Raw genomic sequence first — 14,444 nt, forward strand, 5'->3', positions numbered from 1 at the left:
CCAACTCGCCAGTTGATTGGCCTGGGCCGATTGAATGCGGGCGAGGGCCCATTCAGGGATGGGGCCGAAGCGGTGTTCGATGAGCTGGGTCAACGTCCAGGCCACTCCTTCATCGCGCCCCTCTTGTCGTCCTTCCTGTCGTCCTTCCTGGCGTCCTTCTTTGCGGCCTTGTTTCTTTCCTTTTTGCAGCGCCTCTGTGAATAGGCGGCCCATTGTGTCGGCGAGCATGGGGGTTCCTTCCATCAGATCGGGTATCTGGGCAAGTGTGTTGGCGACGCCTTCGCTGAGCTCGGGTGGGGCCTTGCGGCTGATTTGTTCGCGCAGCCAAGCGTTGAGCGTGCGTTGCAGCTCATTTTGCCCTGGGGCCTGCAAAGCGAGTCGGAGGGCCATGATTAGCCGACCAACGGTATCGAGGTCGGGGCTGCGTTCGAGCTGAAACACGGCGTCCACCAGGTTGCGCACCTCGGCAGAGGGTGACAACTGCAGCCGGGCCTCATCGATCAGGTGGTACATCAGCCGGGGCCGAAACCTGGCGAGGCCGGGCAGGCTGGGGCTGAAGCACTGGTTCACATCAATAGGGGCCGTCCAGCGGGCGTGGCCGTTGTAAAGCACCAGGGGGATGAGGGGCGGCAGCTTGCCGTGCTGCAGTTGTTTTTGCTGGATCAGGCTTTGGGCGAAGAGGCTGACGTAGGCCATCATGCGCATGGCCATCCACTTGTCGGGCTTGCTCTGAAACTCCAGCAGCAGATAGACCCATACCCAGCGGGTGCCCACCTTGAGGCGCCACACCATGTCGTTGTGGCGGTGCTGTTCAGATTCACTCACATAGCTGGCGTTGATGCGCTCCAGGGTGTCAAAACGAGCGTTCTTGAGCCAGGGGCCCGGCACAAAGCCCAGCAGCAGGTCGCGCACCATCTGCGGGTGCGAAAACAACTGCTTGTAGCCGCTGTCGTGAGAGGTCTTGGAGGCCATGGCTGGCCATCGTGGGGGGCAGCGGGGCCGTACTGCATTGAGGCTGTCGTGAATTGCCGTGGAGGGCCGCTTTCGGCGGTTGAGTGGGCCATGGGCAGCACGCGCAATGGGCTGTTGCTGATGGTGGCGAGGTGAGCGTGCTGCTGCGCGGGGGAGTACCCGCTGACCCACACCCAAGCTATGGCTGTGGCACTCATTTGATCAATGCCCAGGCGCTGTGTAAGGTGCATTCGACTCGCCTTACGCAGCGCCGCATGATTGATCGCATCTCGGACAGCAAACCCCTGCCGCCGCCCCTCACCTCACCCTCACCACCACCTTCCCCTTCGCCCGCCCAAGCGCCAGATACGCCAAGGCCTCCTGGGCCTGGTCAAAGTCAAACACCTTGTCGATCACGGGCCGGATGTGCCCGGCATCGAGGAGCGCTCCGATTTCTGCCAGTTGCTGCCCATCGGGCCGCACGAACAGAAAGCCGTAATCCACACCGCGTTGGCGGGCCAGCTTCAGGATCTTGCGGCTCATCAGGCTGAAGATGATTTGCAGGATGACGTTGAGCTTTCTCGCCTTGGCAAAGGCCACATCCAGGGGGCCGATGAGCGAGACGATTCGGCCCCCGGGCTTCAGGATGTTCAGTGACTTCTCGATCGCGTCGCCCCTGACGGTGCCCAGCACCGCGTCGTAGCCGCTCAGCAGTTGTTCGAACGACTGCTTTTTGTAGTCGACGATTTCGTCAGCGCCCAGGCTGCGAACCAGTTCGACGTTGCCCGTGCTGACAGTGGTGCCCACCTGGGCGCCCAGGTGGTGGGCCAGCTGGATGGCCAGGGTGCCGATGCCGCCTGAGCCCGCAGGGATGAACACCTTCTGGCCGGCTTGCAGCTTCATGCGCTCTTTCAAGGCCTGCCAGGCCGTGAGCGCCACCATGGGAATGGCCGCGGCCTGCACAAAGTCGAGATTGGGTGGCTTGAGCGCTGCGGCGCTTTCGGGCACGGCGGCCAACTCGGCGAGGCTGCCTTTGCCCGTGTCGAACACGCTGGCATACACCTTGTCACCGGGTTTGAAGCGGGTCACGCGGGGCCCCACCTTGACCACCACGCCGGCCAGATCGCTGCCCAGAATGGCGGGCAGCTCGAAATGCAGCACGGGCTTGAATGTGCCGGTAGGCACCATGTTGTCGATGGGGTTCAGGGCGGCGGCGTGAACTTGAACCAGGATCTCGTCGGGCTGCAGCGTGGGTTGCGCCACATGCGAGAAGCCGATGTCGGGCGATTTGCCGTAGCGTTTGAAGGTGAGGGCTTTCATGGTGGCTGATGGGGCCCCGAAGGTGGGCTGGGGCGCGGCCTCACTCGCGATGCGGTTGGGCTCGGTGGGGTGGTTGGGGTGGGGGTGGGTCATGAAGCCTCTGCCCTCAGTTCGCCAGAAAGGCCAGAGCCTTGGGCACGAAGTCTTCGTGGTACTGAAAAATGCCACCGATGCCCGGCATCGGGGTAGATGATCAATTGCGCATGGGGCAGCCGCTTGGCCAGGTCGTACGAGTTGCTGCTGGGCACCATGCGGTCGTCGTTACCGTTGGCCACCAGCACCGGCTGCTGGATGGCCGAGAGATCGGCCGGCCGCTTCTGGCCCCAGGCGGCCAGGGCCTGCAACTGGGCCACGTAGGCCCCGATGGCGATGTTGGCGTCGCGCTGCTCGGTGCGCTCTTGCAGGCGGGCCAGAAAGGCCTGGCCGGCCTCGATGCCTTTGGCGCTGCGCGTGAAGAACAGGTACTGCTTGGGGTCTTGCCCGGTGAGGGTGGCCCGGATCAGATCGTAGTTGGCCACACCGGCCACGGCGCTGATGCCCCGGCCCCCGGCAGGGCCCGTGCCCGCCAGGATCATCTTGCGAACCCGCTGCGGTGCCTTCAGCGCGATCTCTTGCGAGATCATGCCGCCCATCGAGAAGCCGAACAGATCGACCTGCTGCAAGCCCTTGGCCTCGATGAAGCGGATGGCGTCGTCGGCCATCTGCTCGATGGTGTTGGCCGGGGCGCCGGTGGAGGCACCCACGCCCCGGTTGTCGAAGGCAATGACGTGGTGCCTGGCGGCCAGGCCGTCGACGATGCGCGGGTCCCAGTTGTCGAGCACGGCCGCGAGGTGGGCGAGCAGCAGCACGGGCGTGCCGCCGTTGTGCTGGCCCAGTTCACGGTAGGCAAAGCTCACATCGCCGGCCGTGATCTGTTGCGTGGGCACGGTCTTCCACGTGGGCTGCTGCGCCGGCCGGGCTGCGGTTGGCGTGGCCGGGCTGGGCAGCACTTGTGCTTGTGCTTGCGGCGCCGCCATCACGCTGGTGGTGGCCAGCAGGGCCGACAGCGCCAGTGCTTGGAGGTTTGATTTCAATCGCGGGTGTGACATGGCGCTGTTCCAGGTGGTGGGGGCAGGGGCGAGTACGAGGACAAGGGCCGGCGTGCTCAGGCCTGGGGCTGGTAGCGCTCGGCCGCGCGGGCCTGCCGGATGTCAGACAGCAGCCCTTGGCGGGCGCCGTCCAGCGCAGCCCAGCGCTCGGCCACATGCAGGGGCGGGATGGTGACCAGCTCGCGGCGGTCGTAGCCGATCAGGGCGGCGGTCACCAGTTCGTCCACGTCCATGACCTCGGGCAGGGTATTGACGTCAATGCCGGCACGCTGCCAGATCTCGGTGCGCGTGGCTGCGGGCAGCACGGCTTGCACATAAACCCCCTTGGCAGCCAGCTCCACGTTCAGCCCCTGCGACAGGAACAGCACGAAGGCCTTGGTGGCGCCATACAGCGTCATGGCCAGCTCGGGGGCCAGGCCTACCACCGAGCCGATGTTCACGATGGAGCCGGTGCCAGCCTGCACCAGGCGCGGGGCGAGGGCGGCGGCCAGGCGGGTCAAGGCGGTGGTGTTGAGGGCAATCACCCGCTCGATGTCTTGCGGGCCTTGTTGCAGAAAGTGGCCTGTCTGCGCCATGCCCGCGTTGTTGATCAGGATGCCGATGCGGTTGTCGTCGCGCAGGCGGGCTTCGACCTGGGCCAGGTCGGGCTGCTGGGTGAGGTCGGCCTGCAGCACGTCGACGGCCACCTGGTGCCGCTCGCTCAGCTTGGCGGCCAGCACATCGAGCCGGGGCTTGTCGCGGGCGACCAGAACCAGGTTGTGGCCGCGTTGGGCAAAGCGTTCGGCATAGACCGCGCCGATGCCGCTGGAGGCGCCGGTGATGAGCACGGTGGGGAGGGTGGTAGCGGATGGGGTGGTCATGTGCGAAGGCTCCTGGCAAAGAGGGCCGGGTGGTTTTTGGCCCGGCGGGGTTGGGTTGGCGGTCATGGTTCAGCGCCTGAAAAGGGCTGCCATGGAGCAATGATGACGACCGTAATCTAAAAAGTCAATATTTTGATGATGGTCGACATCAATATAGAATGGCCGCCATGCAGAACCCCCCCAAGGCAGGCCCACGATGAAAGTCTCCAAAGCGCAGGCGCAGGCGAATCGGGCGCGTGTGGTGGAAACCGCGTCTCAGCTGTTTCGTGAGCGGGGGTATGACGGCGTGGGGGTGGCCGATCTGATGGCCGCCGCGGGGTTCACCCATGGCGGCTTCTATAAGCAGTTCGGCTCCAAGACCGACCTGATTGCCGAATCCACGGCTTGCGGCATTGCTCGCACGGTGGCGCTGACCGGCAACGGTGTGGACGCCGCAGAGTTCGTCAGGCAGTACCTGTCGCGCCAGCACCGCGACAGCCGCGGCGCCGGTTGCACCCTGGCGGCCTTGGGTGGGGACGCAGCGCGTCAGCCCGACGAGGTACGAGCCTTGTTTGCGGCGGGCATCGAGAGTTTGGTGGCAGCCCTGAGCCTGGGCAGTGCCGACGATGCCGAGCCCGAGCAGGCCCGCTCATCACGCGCTGCCACCCTCAAGCTGTTGTCGACGGCGGTGGGGGCCCTGATCATGTCGCGGGCCTGCCCCGACGATTCACCGCTGGCCGAAGAAATCCTGACGGCCAGCCGCGACGCCATCCTGGCATCGCTGGGGCCTGTTCAAGCCCCTGATGCCCAAGATGGGGTGGATGCCCAGCAGGGGCCAGATGCATTGAATGCGCCAGGGGCCCCTGAGGCTCCCGAAGCGGCCCCCGTGGCGGCCCCCTGACCGAGCCCGGTCTTGTGCCACCGACTGTGAGATGTGGGGCAGCCAGCGAACCGCCAACCGACTGTGGCCGTCAATCCCGCCCCGCCTGTTCAATCGCCGAGGCGATTGCGTCGGGGTCGGTGAACCACACTTCATGGCTGCCGCTGCACTCGATGTAGCGAAACAAGCCCAGCCGCTCTGACAGCCGAGGGTGCCAGCCCAGGCTCTGCGGCAGTGCGGTGTCCATGCGGCAGTTGACATAGCTCTTGGGCAGCGGGCAGGCGGCCATGGGCTGGCTGAGCGTGATGGGGTCTTGAAACGTCTTGTACGGGTGTGGGTTCAGGCGTTCGAAGGCGCTTGTCGCCAGCGCCAGATCGGCGTCGTTGATGAAGGCCTCGCGCCAGATCGGAAAGGGCAGCATCACGGCGCCACCGCTCTGGGCGGCCACCTGGTCAAAGAGTGCGGTGTAGTGGGGCGGCACCAGGTCGTTCAGGCACTCGCCGGGCTGCGGCACAAAGGCATTGACGTACACCAGCCGTGCGATGCGGTTCGGCCGCAGATCGGCCACGCGTGAGATCACCATGCCGCCGTAGCTGTGGCCCACCAGGCACACGGCGCTCAGCTCGTGTTGGTCCAGGTAGGCCGCCAGCGATTGCGCGGCGTCTTCCAGCCCGGTGGTGCGGCGGTCGTCTGCGGGGCGGTTGCCGGCCAGCGTGGGGCAGTGCACCGTGTGGCCGCGCGTGCGCAGGCGCTGGGCGGTGGCCTCAAGCTCGGCGCCGGTGTGCCAGGCGCCATGGACCAGCACATAGGTGTCGGTGGTCATGGGTTCTCTCCAGGGTTGTTGAACATGCGCCACAGATCGTGGCAGGCCACCCCCGGCGCGGATGGTCTTGGCGTGCCAGGGGGCTGGCCGCTGCGTGCCAGGGGGCTCTTGGCCCAGCGGTGACGGATCAGCGCTCGGTCCGCAAGGCCGAGGGCAGAAGCCCGAGGTGACGGCGGCACAGCCGCGCAAAGTGCGAGGCATCCAACAGGCCCACCCGGCGGCCGATCTCGCTGGCGCTCACGTGGCGCAGGGCCGGGCTGGCGAGCATCTGCCGGGCCACCGCAAGGCGCTCGGCCATGAGCAACTGGGCAAAGGGGGTCTGGGCCGCGGCCAGCGCGCGATGCAGGCTACGCACCGAGCAGCCAAGGTCAGCCGCCACCTGCGCGGCGGTGAGGCCGGGCTCGGCCAGGCGGTCACGCAGCACGCCCTTGGCACGTTCGGCCAGCCCGGCGGGCGTCGGTGTTGGCGGCGTGTCGCCACAGGCCAGTGAGAACAAAGCGCCGAGCTGGTCGGCCAGCAGTTCGGCGGGCAGCGGAGGCGCGCTGGCCATGTTGGGTCGCCAGGGCTGCGCGAATGCGGCAAGCGCCGCGCCCCAGCCTGTGCTGTCGGCGCGAAAAGGCCGTGCAGTATGGGCCTCGGGCTCGGCCACCCAGCGTGCCAGCCAGTCCAGCGGCAATTCCAGCGAGACGGTGCTGGGCCCGGCCGGGAAATCGAAGTGGTACGGCCGACGCGCATCCACCAACACGAAGTCGCCCGGGCGCATCAGCGCTTCGCGACCGTCTTGCGCCACGCGCCAAGCACTGTCGCGGTTGCCCAGCAGATAGGCCACCCGCTGGCCGCCGCGGGCGATGCCGCGCGGGGTGCGCCACACCCGCTGAGCAGCGCCCTGCACCCAGTTCACGCCCACGGGGCCCAGCGGCGCCGAGACCAGCTCGCCATGGAACTGGTGGGCGTCGCCGCTGGCCTCCATGGCCAGAAAGCCCTCGGAAATCGCGGCCACCCAGTAGTCCAGTCGGTGGGCGGCAGGCACGGCGTCCGTGCTCCATCGACGTGGATCGGAAACAGGGGGGAGTTGGCTGATGGACACGCCCGCAGTGTGCGGCGCCGACGCACGCCTGCATAGCGGGATTGCCCGATGAGCAAAAAGCCACCGGGCTGTGAAGCATGCAGTTCGCTACCGGCCAGCGAGGGCCTGGTGGGTTGCAGAACCCGGTATCGACCAACCATCAGTTCGAACGCCTCAGGCAGGATGCTGATCGTCGCGAATGCGCTCCTGAAAGTCGATGTGGCCTCGGTCCTTGGGCTGGTCGTGGGTTTGGCGGGGCGCAACGGCTCCGGCTCGGTGCCTCAATCCAACTGGATCCCGCTGGCCGCCACCAGCCCCTTCCAGCGCTCCTGGTCCTGCAAGACCATCTTGCCCAGGGTGGCGGCGTCTTCGTGGCGCAGGTTGATTTCCATGCGCCGGGCCGCCTCCAGCATGCCCGGGGTGCGCAGGGTGTTGCGGATGTTCTGGCCCAGCTGGCCGAGCACCGCGGCCGGGGTGCGAGCGGGAGCGAACAGGCCGTACCACTCGACCAGTTGCAGCGCGGCCAGGCCGGCTTCGGTGAAGCTCGGGGTGTCGGGCAGGGTCGGCAGTCGGCCCGGGCTGGTGACGGCCAGGATGCGGATGCGGCCGCTGCGATGGAGGTCCAGCAGCGTGGGCAGCGGATTGAAGGTGCAGGCCACCTGCCCAGCCATCAGATCCTGCAGGCCGGGGGCCACGCCGCGGTAGGGCACGTGGGTCAGCGTCAAGCCGGTCTCGCGGGCCATCTGCACCCCCAGAAAGTGGGGGGCACTGCCCAGGCCGGGGGTGGCGTAGGTGGCCTGGGCCGGGTGGGCGCGCGCCCATTGGACGAAAGCCTGCAGGCTGGTGATGCCCGAGGCCCCGTTCACGGCCAGGGCAAAGCAGTGGTCGCCCAGGCAGGCCAGCGGCACCAGGTCTCGCTGGGCATTGAAGAGCGGTGTCTTGTACAGCAGCGGGGCCAGCGTCAGCACGGACGAGGGTGTCAGCAGCAGGCTGCTGCCGTCGGCCACGGCCTGCACCGTGGCTTGCACCGCCAGCTGTCCTGCAGCGCCTGATCGGTTGTCGACGACGTAGACCGAGCCCGGGTCTTGGGATTGGCTGGCCAGCGCCCGGGCCAGGCTGTCGGCCGTGCCTCCCGGTGGAAAGCCGACCAGGAGCTTGCGGATGCTCCGGTCCCCCTGCGCGTGGGCCGCCTGGGTGCCGCCCAACAGGGCGGCCATGATGGTTTGCAGCAGCTGCCGGCGCTGACGTGGAAGTGTGCTCATGGATGGGCTGGGATGGATGAGGTTGAACAAGAGCGCCGCCCCTGCGGCCCTGGGACGCCGCGGGGACTGCTGGCGGGGGCGGTGATCAGAAGCGATGCCGGATGCCCACCGCGAAGCTATGCCCGGTGGCATTGACGAGCACAGGCGTGGCTGCCTGCTGGCGGGTGCGTGTCTGGTCTTGCGAGGCCAGCACGTAGACCTCGGTGCGCGCCGACAGGTAGTGGTCGTAGCCCAGGGTCAGCACCTTGCGCGACACATTGCCGCCGGCGGCAGTGGCGGCCACGGCGGTCGGGGTGTTGCCAGTCGTGCGTGACCCATAGCCCGCCAACCATCGGCCTGCCCCGATGGGCAGGCTTGCGCTCAGGTCCCACACCCGATAACGCACGGCCTGAGGAGCGGCGGCAGTGCCCCGGTTCTGGGTTTGGCCCAGATGCCCAAACACCTTGAGCGGACTGAAGTCGTAACTGGCGGCCCATTGCCAGGCGCGGGTGTCATTGGACGAGGTGCCGTCGGCGAACGTCACCGGGTTGCGGTTCACGCTCTGCCAGGCCAGCGACGAGTTGAAGGCGCCCTGGGCGTAGGCCAGGCGTGCGGCGCTGTTGGGGCCGCCCAGGTTCTGGGAGGCTGCGTAGGCCAGCGAGCCCGACAGCCCGGCGCGCACCGGGCTGTCGTACACCACCGAATTGGCCCATGCGGTACCGCCTGACAGGGGCGAGCCGACAAAGGTCAGCAGGTTGATGGGCGAAAACGTGGTGCTGTCGCCCAAAGCATTGCTGGTGACCGAGTTGGTGAAGAGCAATGTGGTGATGTTGCCCAGGCGCACCCGTCCCAGCCTGGCGTCGCTCAGCCCCAACCAGGCTGCACGCGAGAAGTACGGGTCGGCGGCCACATTGACGGGCGCCGGCAAGGCATCACTGCGGCCGGCCGCACCCGATTCATTGCGGATGAAGGAGGACAGTTCGAAGATGGCTTGACGACCCTCGCCAAGGTCTTCCTGGCCGCGCAAGCCCCAATTGCTCGTCGACAAGCCCCCACTGAGTTGCTTGTTGACGGGCTTGTCGAGCGCATTGACACCCGAGGGACTGGTGACGCTGCCAACGGCGGCATCGATGACGCCAAAAATCTGCACGCCAGAAGCTGGCGCTGTCTGCGCCTGAGCCTGCCAGGGCAAGGCCCCGATCAGGCCCAGCATCAAGGCGGGCGCGAGTTGGGTGGATGGGTTCATGGTTTTGTCTCCTGTTGTTGGTGAAAGGCGCGCACGATCCCCAGCCGGTGCCAACACCGGCTTGATCGCTTGGGTTGAATGGGGGGGCGGGCGCCCGGGGCCGAGCCGCGCCGGGCCCGGCCCGTGTCAGGCCGGGCCGGGAGGCGAGGCCGGCTGGGCCGCCTGCAAACTCTGCAGGGCGCCTTCGGTGCTCAGGGGCTTGCCGGCCGCGGCCCACCAGCCACTGCGCACCTCCTGGACGACGCAGCGGGTCATGGGCCTGAACCCTTCGCCCCCAACATGGACGACCGCCTCGGTGAGGGCCGCCATCAATTCGGGCACCTTGTGCTCGGGCAGGACGCCTTCGAGGATCTTGACTTCAATGAATGGCATGGAATTCCCCTTATAAAACGGTCGCCACAGATTCGAATGGCAGGCGAGGGCCACGGGGCCGCAGAGACTCGCGGTCGCCGTACCCCAGGTTGATGAGGAAGTTGCTGCGGTATCGTCCATCAGGGAAGAATTCCTGATCCAGCGCGGCGTTGTTGAAGCCGCTCATGGGCCCGCAGTCCAGGCCCAGGTGCCGTGCGGCCATGATGAGATAGGCACCCTGCAGACTGCTGTTGCGAAGGGCAGTGCTCTGGGCGAGCGCCGGGTCGTTGGCAAAGCCCAGTGCGGCTTGTGGGGCGTGTGGGAATTGCGTGGGCAAATGGTCGAAGAACCTTGAATCCTGCGCCACGATCACCGTGACAGGGGCCGAATCGACCTTGTCGACGTTGCCGGGGGCCATGCAAGGTCGTAGGCGCGCCTTGGCCTCTGGGCTGTGCACGAAGACGTAGCGAGCCGGCTGTGTGTTCATGGAGGTTGGGCCCCATTTGGCCAATTCGTGGATCTGGTGGAGCAGTGCCTCCGGCACTGCACGGTCCTGAAATCGGGCGTAGGTTCGCGCCGCCAGAAAGGCCTGGTCATGGGCTTGGGTCATGGATGGGTGGTTTGTCTGATTCATGAGGCGGGTGGCTCAGGCTGCGGTGTAGGCCGTCTTGACCGTGGTGTAGAACTCGCTGGCGTAGCTGCCTTGCTCGCGAGCACCCATGCTGGAGGCTTTGCGCCCGCCGAAGGGCACGTGGTAGTCGGCCCCGGCCGTGGGGGTGTTGACCATCACCATGCCCGCCTGAGCATGGCGCTTGAACTGGCTGGCGTGGCGCAGGCTGGTGGTGCAGATACCGCTGGACAGGCCGAAGGCGGTGTCGTTGGCCAGCGCAAGGGCCTGCTCAAGGTCACGCGCCCGCAACACGGTGGCAACCGGTCCGAAGACTTCTTCGCGGTTGATCCGCATCTCTGCGTGGGTATCGGTGAAAAGTGCCGGGGTCAGAAAGAACCCGGGCCTGCCCTGATCGTCGTGCTGTCGGTGCTCGCCACCAAAGGCCAGCGTGGCGGCATCAGCCTTGGCCGAGGCGACGTATCCCATATCGATGGCCAGTTGGCGTTCGTCGACGACAGGGCCGATGTCGACTCCGGGGCTGCGAGCGTCACCCACCTTCAACTGGGTCAGTCGTTCAACGACTGCGGCGACGAAGCGGTCATGGATGCCGTCAGTGACAATCAGCCGGCTGGTGGCCGTGCAACGTTGGCCCGTTGAGTAGTAGGCGCCTTGCACTGCGCAGTTGACGGCCACCGATAGATCAGCATCGTCCAGCACGATCAGGGGGTTCTTGCCACCCATTTCGAGCTGGAATTTGATCCCATGTGCAGCACAGGACTGCGCTATACGCCGGCCGGTGGTTTGCGAGCCTGTGAAGCTGACACCCGCAACCCGGGGGTCTTCGGTCAGGGCTGCGCCCACTTCGGCCCCGCGGCCCATGACCAGGTTGAATGCACCACTCGGCAGGCCGCTGCGCGACAGGATCTCCGCCAGCGCCCAGGCACTGGCAGGCACCAGTTCGGCCGGCTTGAACACCACGCTGTTGCCGAAGGCCAGGGCAGGGGCGATCTTCCAGGCCGGTATGGCGATCGGAAAATTCCAAGGGGTGATCAGCGTCACCACGCCCAGCGGCTCTCGCGTCACCTCGACGGTGATGCCTGGGCGCACCGAGGGGAGCAGGTCACCCCGCAGGCGCAGCGCCTCGCCCGCGAAGAACTTGAATATCTGGCCGGCGCGGGTCACCTCGCCGATGGCCTCGGGCAGTGTCTTGCCTTCTTCGCGCGCCAGCAGATCGCCCAACTCCTGGGTGCGGGCCAGCAACTCAGCACCTACCCGATCCAGCACATCAAAGCGTTGTTGCGGGGTGGATTGGCCCCAGACCGGTGCCGCGGCATAGGCCGCAGCCACGGCCTCGCGGGCTTGGGCGGCGTCTGCCTGGGCGAATTCTCCGATCACATCGCGAAGATCCGAAGGGTTGACGTTGGGCACCGCCCGAACGCCATCGAGCCATTGGCCGCCGATGTAATTGCCTTTCATCCGCGTGCTCCGACGCCCTTCTGGCGGAAGCGTTCCTGCCATTCGGCCAGAGGCATGAAGCTGGGGTCGTCGCGCACCATGGCGTGGGTTTCGCTCAGCAGCGCTTCTTCGGTCTTGTTCAGATCCAGCGGTACGCCATAGGGCTGATTGACGTAGTAGGGCGTGTCCATGTAGACCTCGACCCGGTTGCCTTCAGGGTCGAAGTAATAGACCGACCAGGCATTGCCATGGTTCATGGGTTGGATCTGGGTGGCCCCGAGCGCCTGTGCCTGCTCGCGGTTCCAGCGCAGTTCAGCCAGATCCGGCACGATGAACGAGGCCTGCATGATGGTGCTCACCGGTGACTCTGCCGAGCGACCGCCCGAGAGCACGAACTGGTGGTGCTGATCCTCGGTGGCGCTCATGAAGACCAGCCGATTGCCGAAGTTCTTGCCTATGCCTTCGTCGGTGATGGTGAGGCGAAAGACCCGGGTGTAGAAGTCGACCATTCGATCGACGTCGTAGACGTAGATGCCGAAGTGAGCGGGGGTAGGGCGCGTGACTTTCATGTTCATTCCTTTTGTATGTGGGCGTCTTTGACCAGTTGGGTCCAACGCTTGAGGTCGCCTTGTATCGTGGCCTGCAGTTCGGCCGGGGGGCTGGCACGTACCTCGCCACCTGTGATCTCTTCAAGCCGGGCCCGCACGGCTTCGTCGGTCAAGGCCTTGCGCACATCGAGTTGCAGCCGATCCAGCAAGGGCTTGGGCAGACCTGCAGGCGCCAGCAAGCCGGTCCAGGAGCGCACGTCGAACTGGGCCACGCCCTGTTCTGCGGCCGTGCGCACTTCGGGCATGCCCGGCCAGCGCGATGGCCCGGTGGTGGCCAGGGCCTGCAGCTTTCCGGAGCGGATGTGCTGCACGGCAGCCGTGGGTGCCACCAGCACCAGGTCCACCTCGCCACCCAGCAAGCCGGTCATGGCGGCGCTTTCGCCGCGGTAGGGCACATGAACCATGTTGACGCCGGCCTGCTGGGCCAGCAGAGCGCCCGCCATGTGCTGGCCGGTGCCTACGCCGGCTGAGCCATAGGTCAGCTCGGTGCCCCGGGCGCGGGCCGCCTTGAGGACGTCCTGCAAGCCTGTGTACTTGCTGCCCGCCTGGGCCACGACCAAAAATGGAAACGTGGTCAGGGCCGACACGGGCTGAAAAGACTTCAGCGTGTCGTAGGGCAGGCGGTCGTACAGTGCGCCCGCGATGGCATGGCCCCCTGTGACCAGCAGCAGGGTGTAGCCGTCCGGGCGGGCGCTGGCCACGGTGCCGGCGGCGATGGTGCCGCCGGCCCCCGGCTTGGGTTCGACCACCACGGCCTGGCCCAGGCTCTTGCCCAGCTCGGTGGCCAGGATCCGGGCCACCGCATCGGCGTTGCCGCCAGCGCCAAAGCCATGCAAGAGCTTCACCGGGCGATCGGGGTAGCGGGGTGCCTGGGCCCAGGTGCTCCGGCTCGCCCCCAGGCCAGGTGCCAGGCAGGCAGACGCCAGCGCCAAGCCTGCGCGTCTGCGCGTCAATGTCATGTTTGTCTCCATGTGGGCGGGCCAGGGCCTTATTGCTTGGCCTGTGCCACGGGGTTGCTCAGCACCCCGATGCCTTCGATCTCGACCTCGACCACATCGCCAGGCACCATGAAGCGTGGGGGCTTGCGGCTCCAGCCGACCCCGCCCGGTGTGCCGGTGACGATCACGTCGCCTGGCACCAGGGTGAAGATGGTGGAGGCATAGGCGATCTGCTGCGCGACCGAGAAGATCATGTTGCCGGTGTTCGTGCTTTGCATGCGCTCGCCGTTGAGGCGTGTGCTCAGTTCGAGTGGGCGTGCCGGGTCGATCTCATCGGCGGTGACCATCCAGGGGCCGAAGGCGCCAGTCGATTCGAAGTTCTTGCCCGCGGCAATCGCCTTGGCATGGAACTGCCATTCGCGGATGCTGGCGTCGTTGTAGATGGAGTAGCCGGCCACGTACTCATGCGCCTGCGCCTCGGGGATGTTGCGCCCACTGCGACCGATCACCACGGCCAGTTCGCCTTCCCAATCCAGCGAGTCCGAGCAGTCAGGACGCAGGATGGGTTGGCCGTGGGCCACCTGTGAACGCCAGGTGCGCAGGAAGATCGGGGGGTGGCTCGACAGCTCGCGGTCGAGGCCGGCTGCGACCACCTCTTTGTGGTGGTCGTGGTAGTTGCGGATGGCGCAGATGATCTTCTCGGGCTGGGCGATGACGGGCAGGTACTCGATGGCCGCCAGCGCAATGTCGGCCTTCACCCAGGCCACGTCCTGGCTGAGCTGCGGCAGCCGGCCGGCCGCCAGGTAGGACTGCAGGGTCGGGTACTGCGGGTGCGCGCGGCCCAGGTCTGCGATGTGCTCACCGATCACCACACCCCAGGAGGCAACACCCTGGTACTTGAACGACAAAAGTTTCATGGTCGACTTTCAAAGGCGAAGAAAAACCGTTACAGCCAGCAAGCCCTTCGATTGCCTGCCAGGCCCAGCAGCCTGAGGAAAACCCTTAGATCTGCAATCAACTCATTTGTT

14 protein-coding genes and 1 pseudogene are annotated in these 14,444 nt (G+C 66.4%); 1 reads left to right on the forward strand and 14 read right to left on the reverse strand.

Going from position 1 to position 14,444, the window contains the following annotated elements; genetic code table 11:
• The 4 genes and pseudogenes from L880_RS0100005 to L880_RS0100020 all read right to left on the reverse strand — a co-directional run.
• Positions 1 to 972, reverse strand: a 972-nt coding sequence (locus L880_RS0100005) for an Rpn family recombination-promoting nuclease/putative transposase (RefSeq protein ID WP_027473919.1), incomplete at its 3' end; no start/stop codon positions are given.
• Between the two features lie 297 nt (positions 973 to 1,269).
• Positions 1,270 to 2,271, reverse strand: coding sequence for an NADP-dependent oxidoreductase (locus tag L880_RS0100010; RefSeq protein WP_027473920.1), 1,002 nt, complete (start codon positions 2,269 to 2,271; stop codon positions 1,270 to 1,272).
• A gap of 106 nt (positions 2,272 to 2,377) precedes the next feature.
• A pseudogene (locus L880_RS30990) lies at positions 2,378 to 3,344 on the reverse strand (alpha/beta fold hydrolase).
• A gap of 71 nt (positions 3,345 to 3,415) precedes the next feature.
• A complete protein-coding gene (locus L880_RS0100020) occupies positions 3,416 to 4,219 on the reverse strand; it encodes an SDR family NAD(P)-dependent oxidoreductase (protein ID WP_027473921.1) in 804 nt (267 codons plus the stop codon).
• 196 nt (positions 4,220 to 4,415) lie between these two features.
• Between L880_RS0100020 and L880_RS30995 the strand changes: the two genes are divergently transcribed.
• Positions 4,416 to 5,099: a TetR/AcrR family transcriptional regulator gene (locus L880_RS30995; protein WP_043327992.1), complete on the forward strand. Its 684-nt coding sequence runs from the start codon at positions 4,416 to 4,418 to the stop codon at positions 5,097 to 5,099.
• Positions 5,100 to 5,169: 70 nt separating this feature from the next.
• Here the strand turns inward: L880_RS30995 and L880_RS0100030 are convergent, their stop codons facing one another.
• From L880_RS0100030 to L880_RS0100075, 10 genes are all read right to left on the reverse strand, one after another.
• Positions 5,170 to 5,901: an alpha/beta hydrolase gene (locus L880_RS0100030; protein WP_027473922.1), complete on the reverse strand. Its 732-nt coding sequence runs from the start codon at positions 5,899 to 5,901 to the stop codon at positions 5,170 to 5,172.
• A 127-nt stretch (positions 5,902 to 6,028) separates the two neighbouring features.
• Positions 6,029 to 6,931, reverse strand: a complete 903-nt coding sequence (locus L880_RS31000; RefSeq protein WP_245614845.1) for a helix-turn-helix domain-containing protein — start codon at positions 6,929 to 6,931, stop codon at positions 6,029 to 6,031.
• Positions 6,932 to 7,248: 317 nt separating this feature from the next.
• On the reverse strand, positions 7,249 to 8,229 hold the full coding sequence (locus tag L880_RS31005) for a tripartite tricarboxylate transporter substrate-binding protein (RefSeq protein WP_051442900.1): 981 nt from the start codon (positions 8,227 to 8,229) through the stop codon (positions 7,249 to 7,251).
• Positions 8,230 to 8,314: 85 nt separating this feature from the next.
• A complete protein-coding gene (locus L880_RS0100045; RefSeq protein WP_027473923.1) occupies positions 8,315 to 9,454 on the reverse strand; it encodes a porin in 1,140 nt (379 codons plus the stop codon).
• Between the two features lie 126 nt (positions 9,455 to 9,580).
• On the reverse strand, positions 9,581 to 9,826 hold the full coding sequence (locus L880_RS0100050) for a tautomerase family protein (protein WP_027473924.1): 246 nt from the start codon (positions 9,824 to 9,826) through the stop codon (positions 9,581 to 9,583).
• Positions 9,827 to 9,836: 10 nt separating this feature from the next.
• The gene (locus tag L880_RS0100055) at positions 9,837 to 10,415 is read right to left on the reverse strand and encodes a malonic semialdehyde reductase (protein ID WP_027473925.1); all 579 of its coding nucleotides are present in this window, start codon (positions 10,413 to 10,415) and stop codon (positions 9,837 to 9,839) included.
• Positions 10,416 to 10,451: 36 nt separating this feature from the next.
• Complete coding sequence (locus L880_RS0100060) at positions 10,452 to 11,891, reverse strand: aldehyde dehydrogenase family protein (RefSeq protein WP_027473926.1); 1,440 nt, start codon at positions 11,889 to 11,891, stop codon at positions 10,452 to 10,454.
• Positions 11,888 to 12,439: a VOC family protein gene (locus L880_RS0100065; RefSeq protein WP_027473927.1), complete on the reverse strand. Its 552-nt coding sequence runs from the start codon at positions 12,437 to 12,439 to the stop codon at positions 11,888 to 11,890. The genes L880_RS0100060 and L880_RS0100065 overlap by 4 nt, the downstream gene beginning before the upstream one ends.
• A gap of 2 nt (positions 12,440 to 12,441) precedes the next feature.
• Complete coding sequence (locus L880_RS0100070; RefSeq protein ID WP_043327995.1) at positions 12,442 to 13,437, reverse strand: tripartite tricarboxylate transporter substrate binding protein; 996 nt, start codon at positions 13,435 to 13,437, stop codon at positions 12,442 to 12,444.
• A gap of 29 nt (positions 13,438 to 13,466) precedes the next feature.
• The gene (locus tag L880_RS0100075) at positions 13,467 to 14,333 is read right to left on the reverse strand and encodes a fumarylacetoacetate hydrolase family protein (RefSeq protein WP_019577455.1); all 867 of its coding nucleotides are present in this window, start codon (positions 14,331 to 14,333) and stop codon (positions 13,467 to 13,469) included.
• Positions 14,334 to 14,444 lie beyond the last annotated feature (111 nt).

The sequence above is a fragment of the Curvibacter gracilis ATCC BAA-807 genome (assembly GCF_000518645.1).
GTDB classification, from domain to species: Bacteria; Pseudomonadota; Gammaproteobacteria; order Burkholderiales; family Burkholderiaceae_C; genus Curvibacter; species Curvibacter gracilis.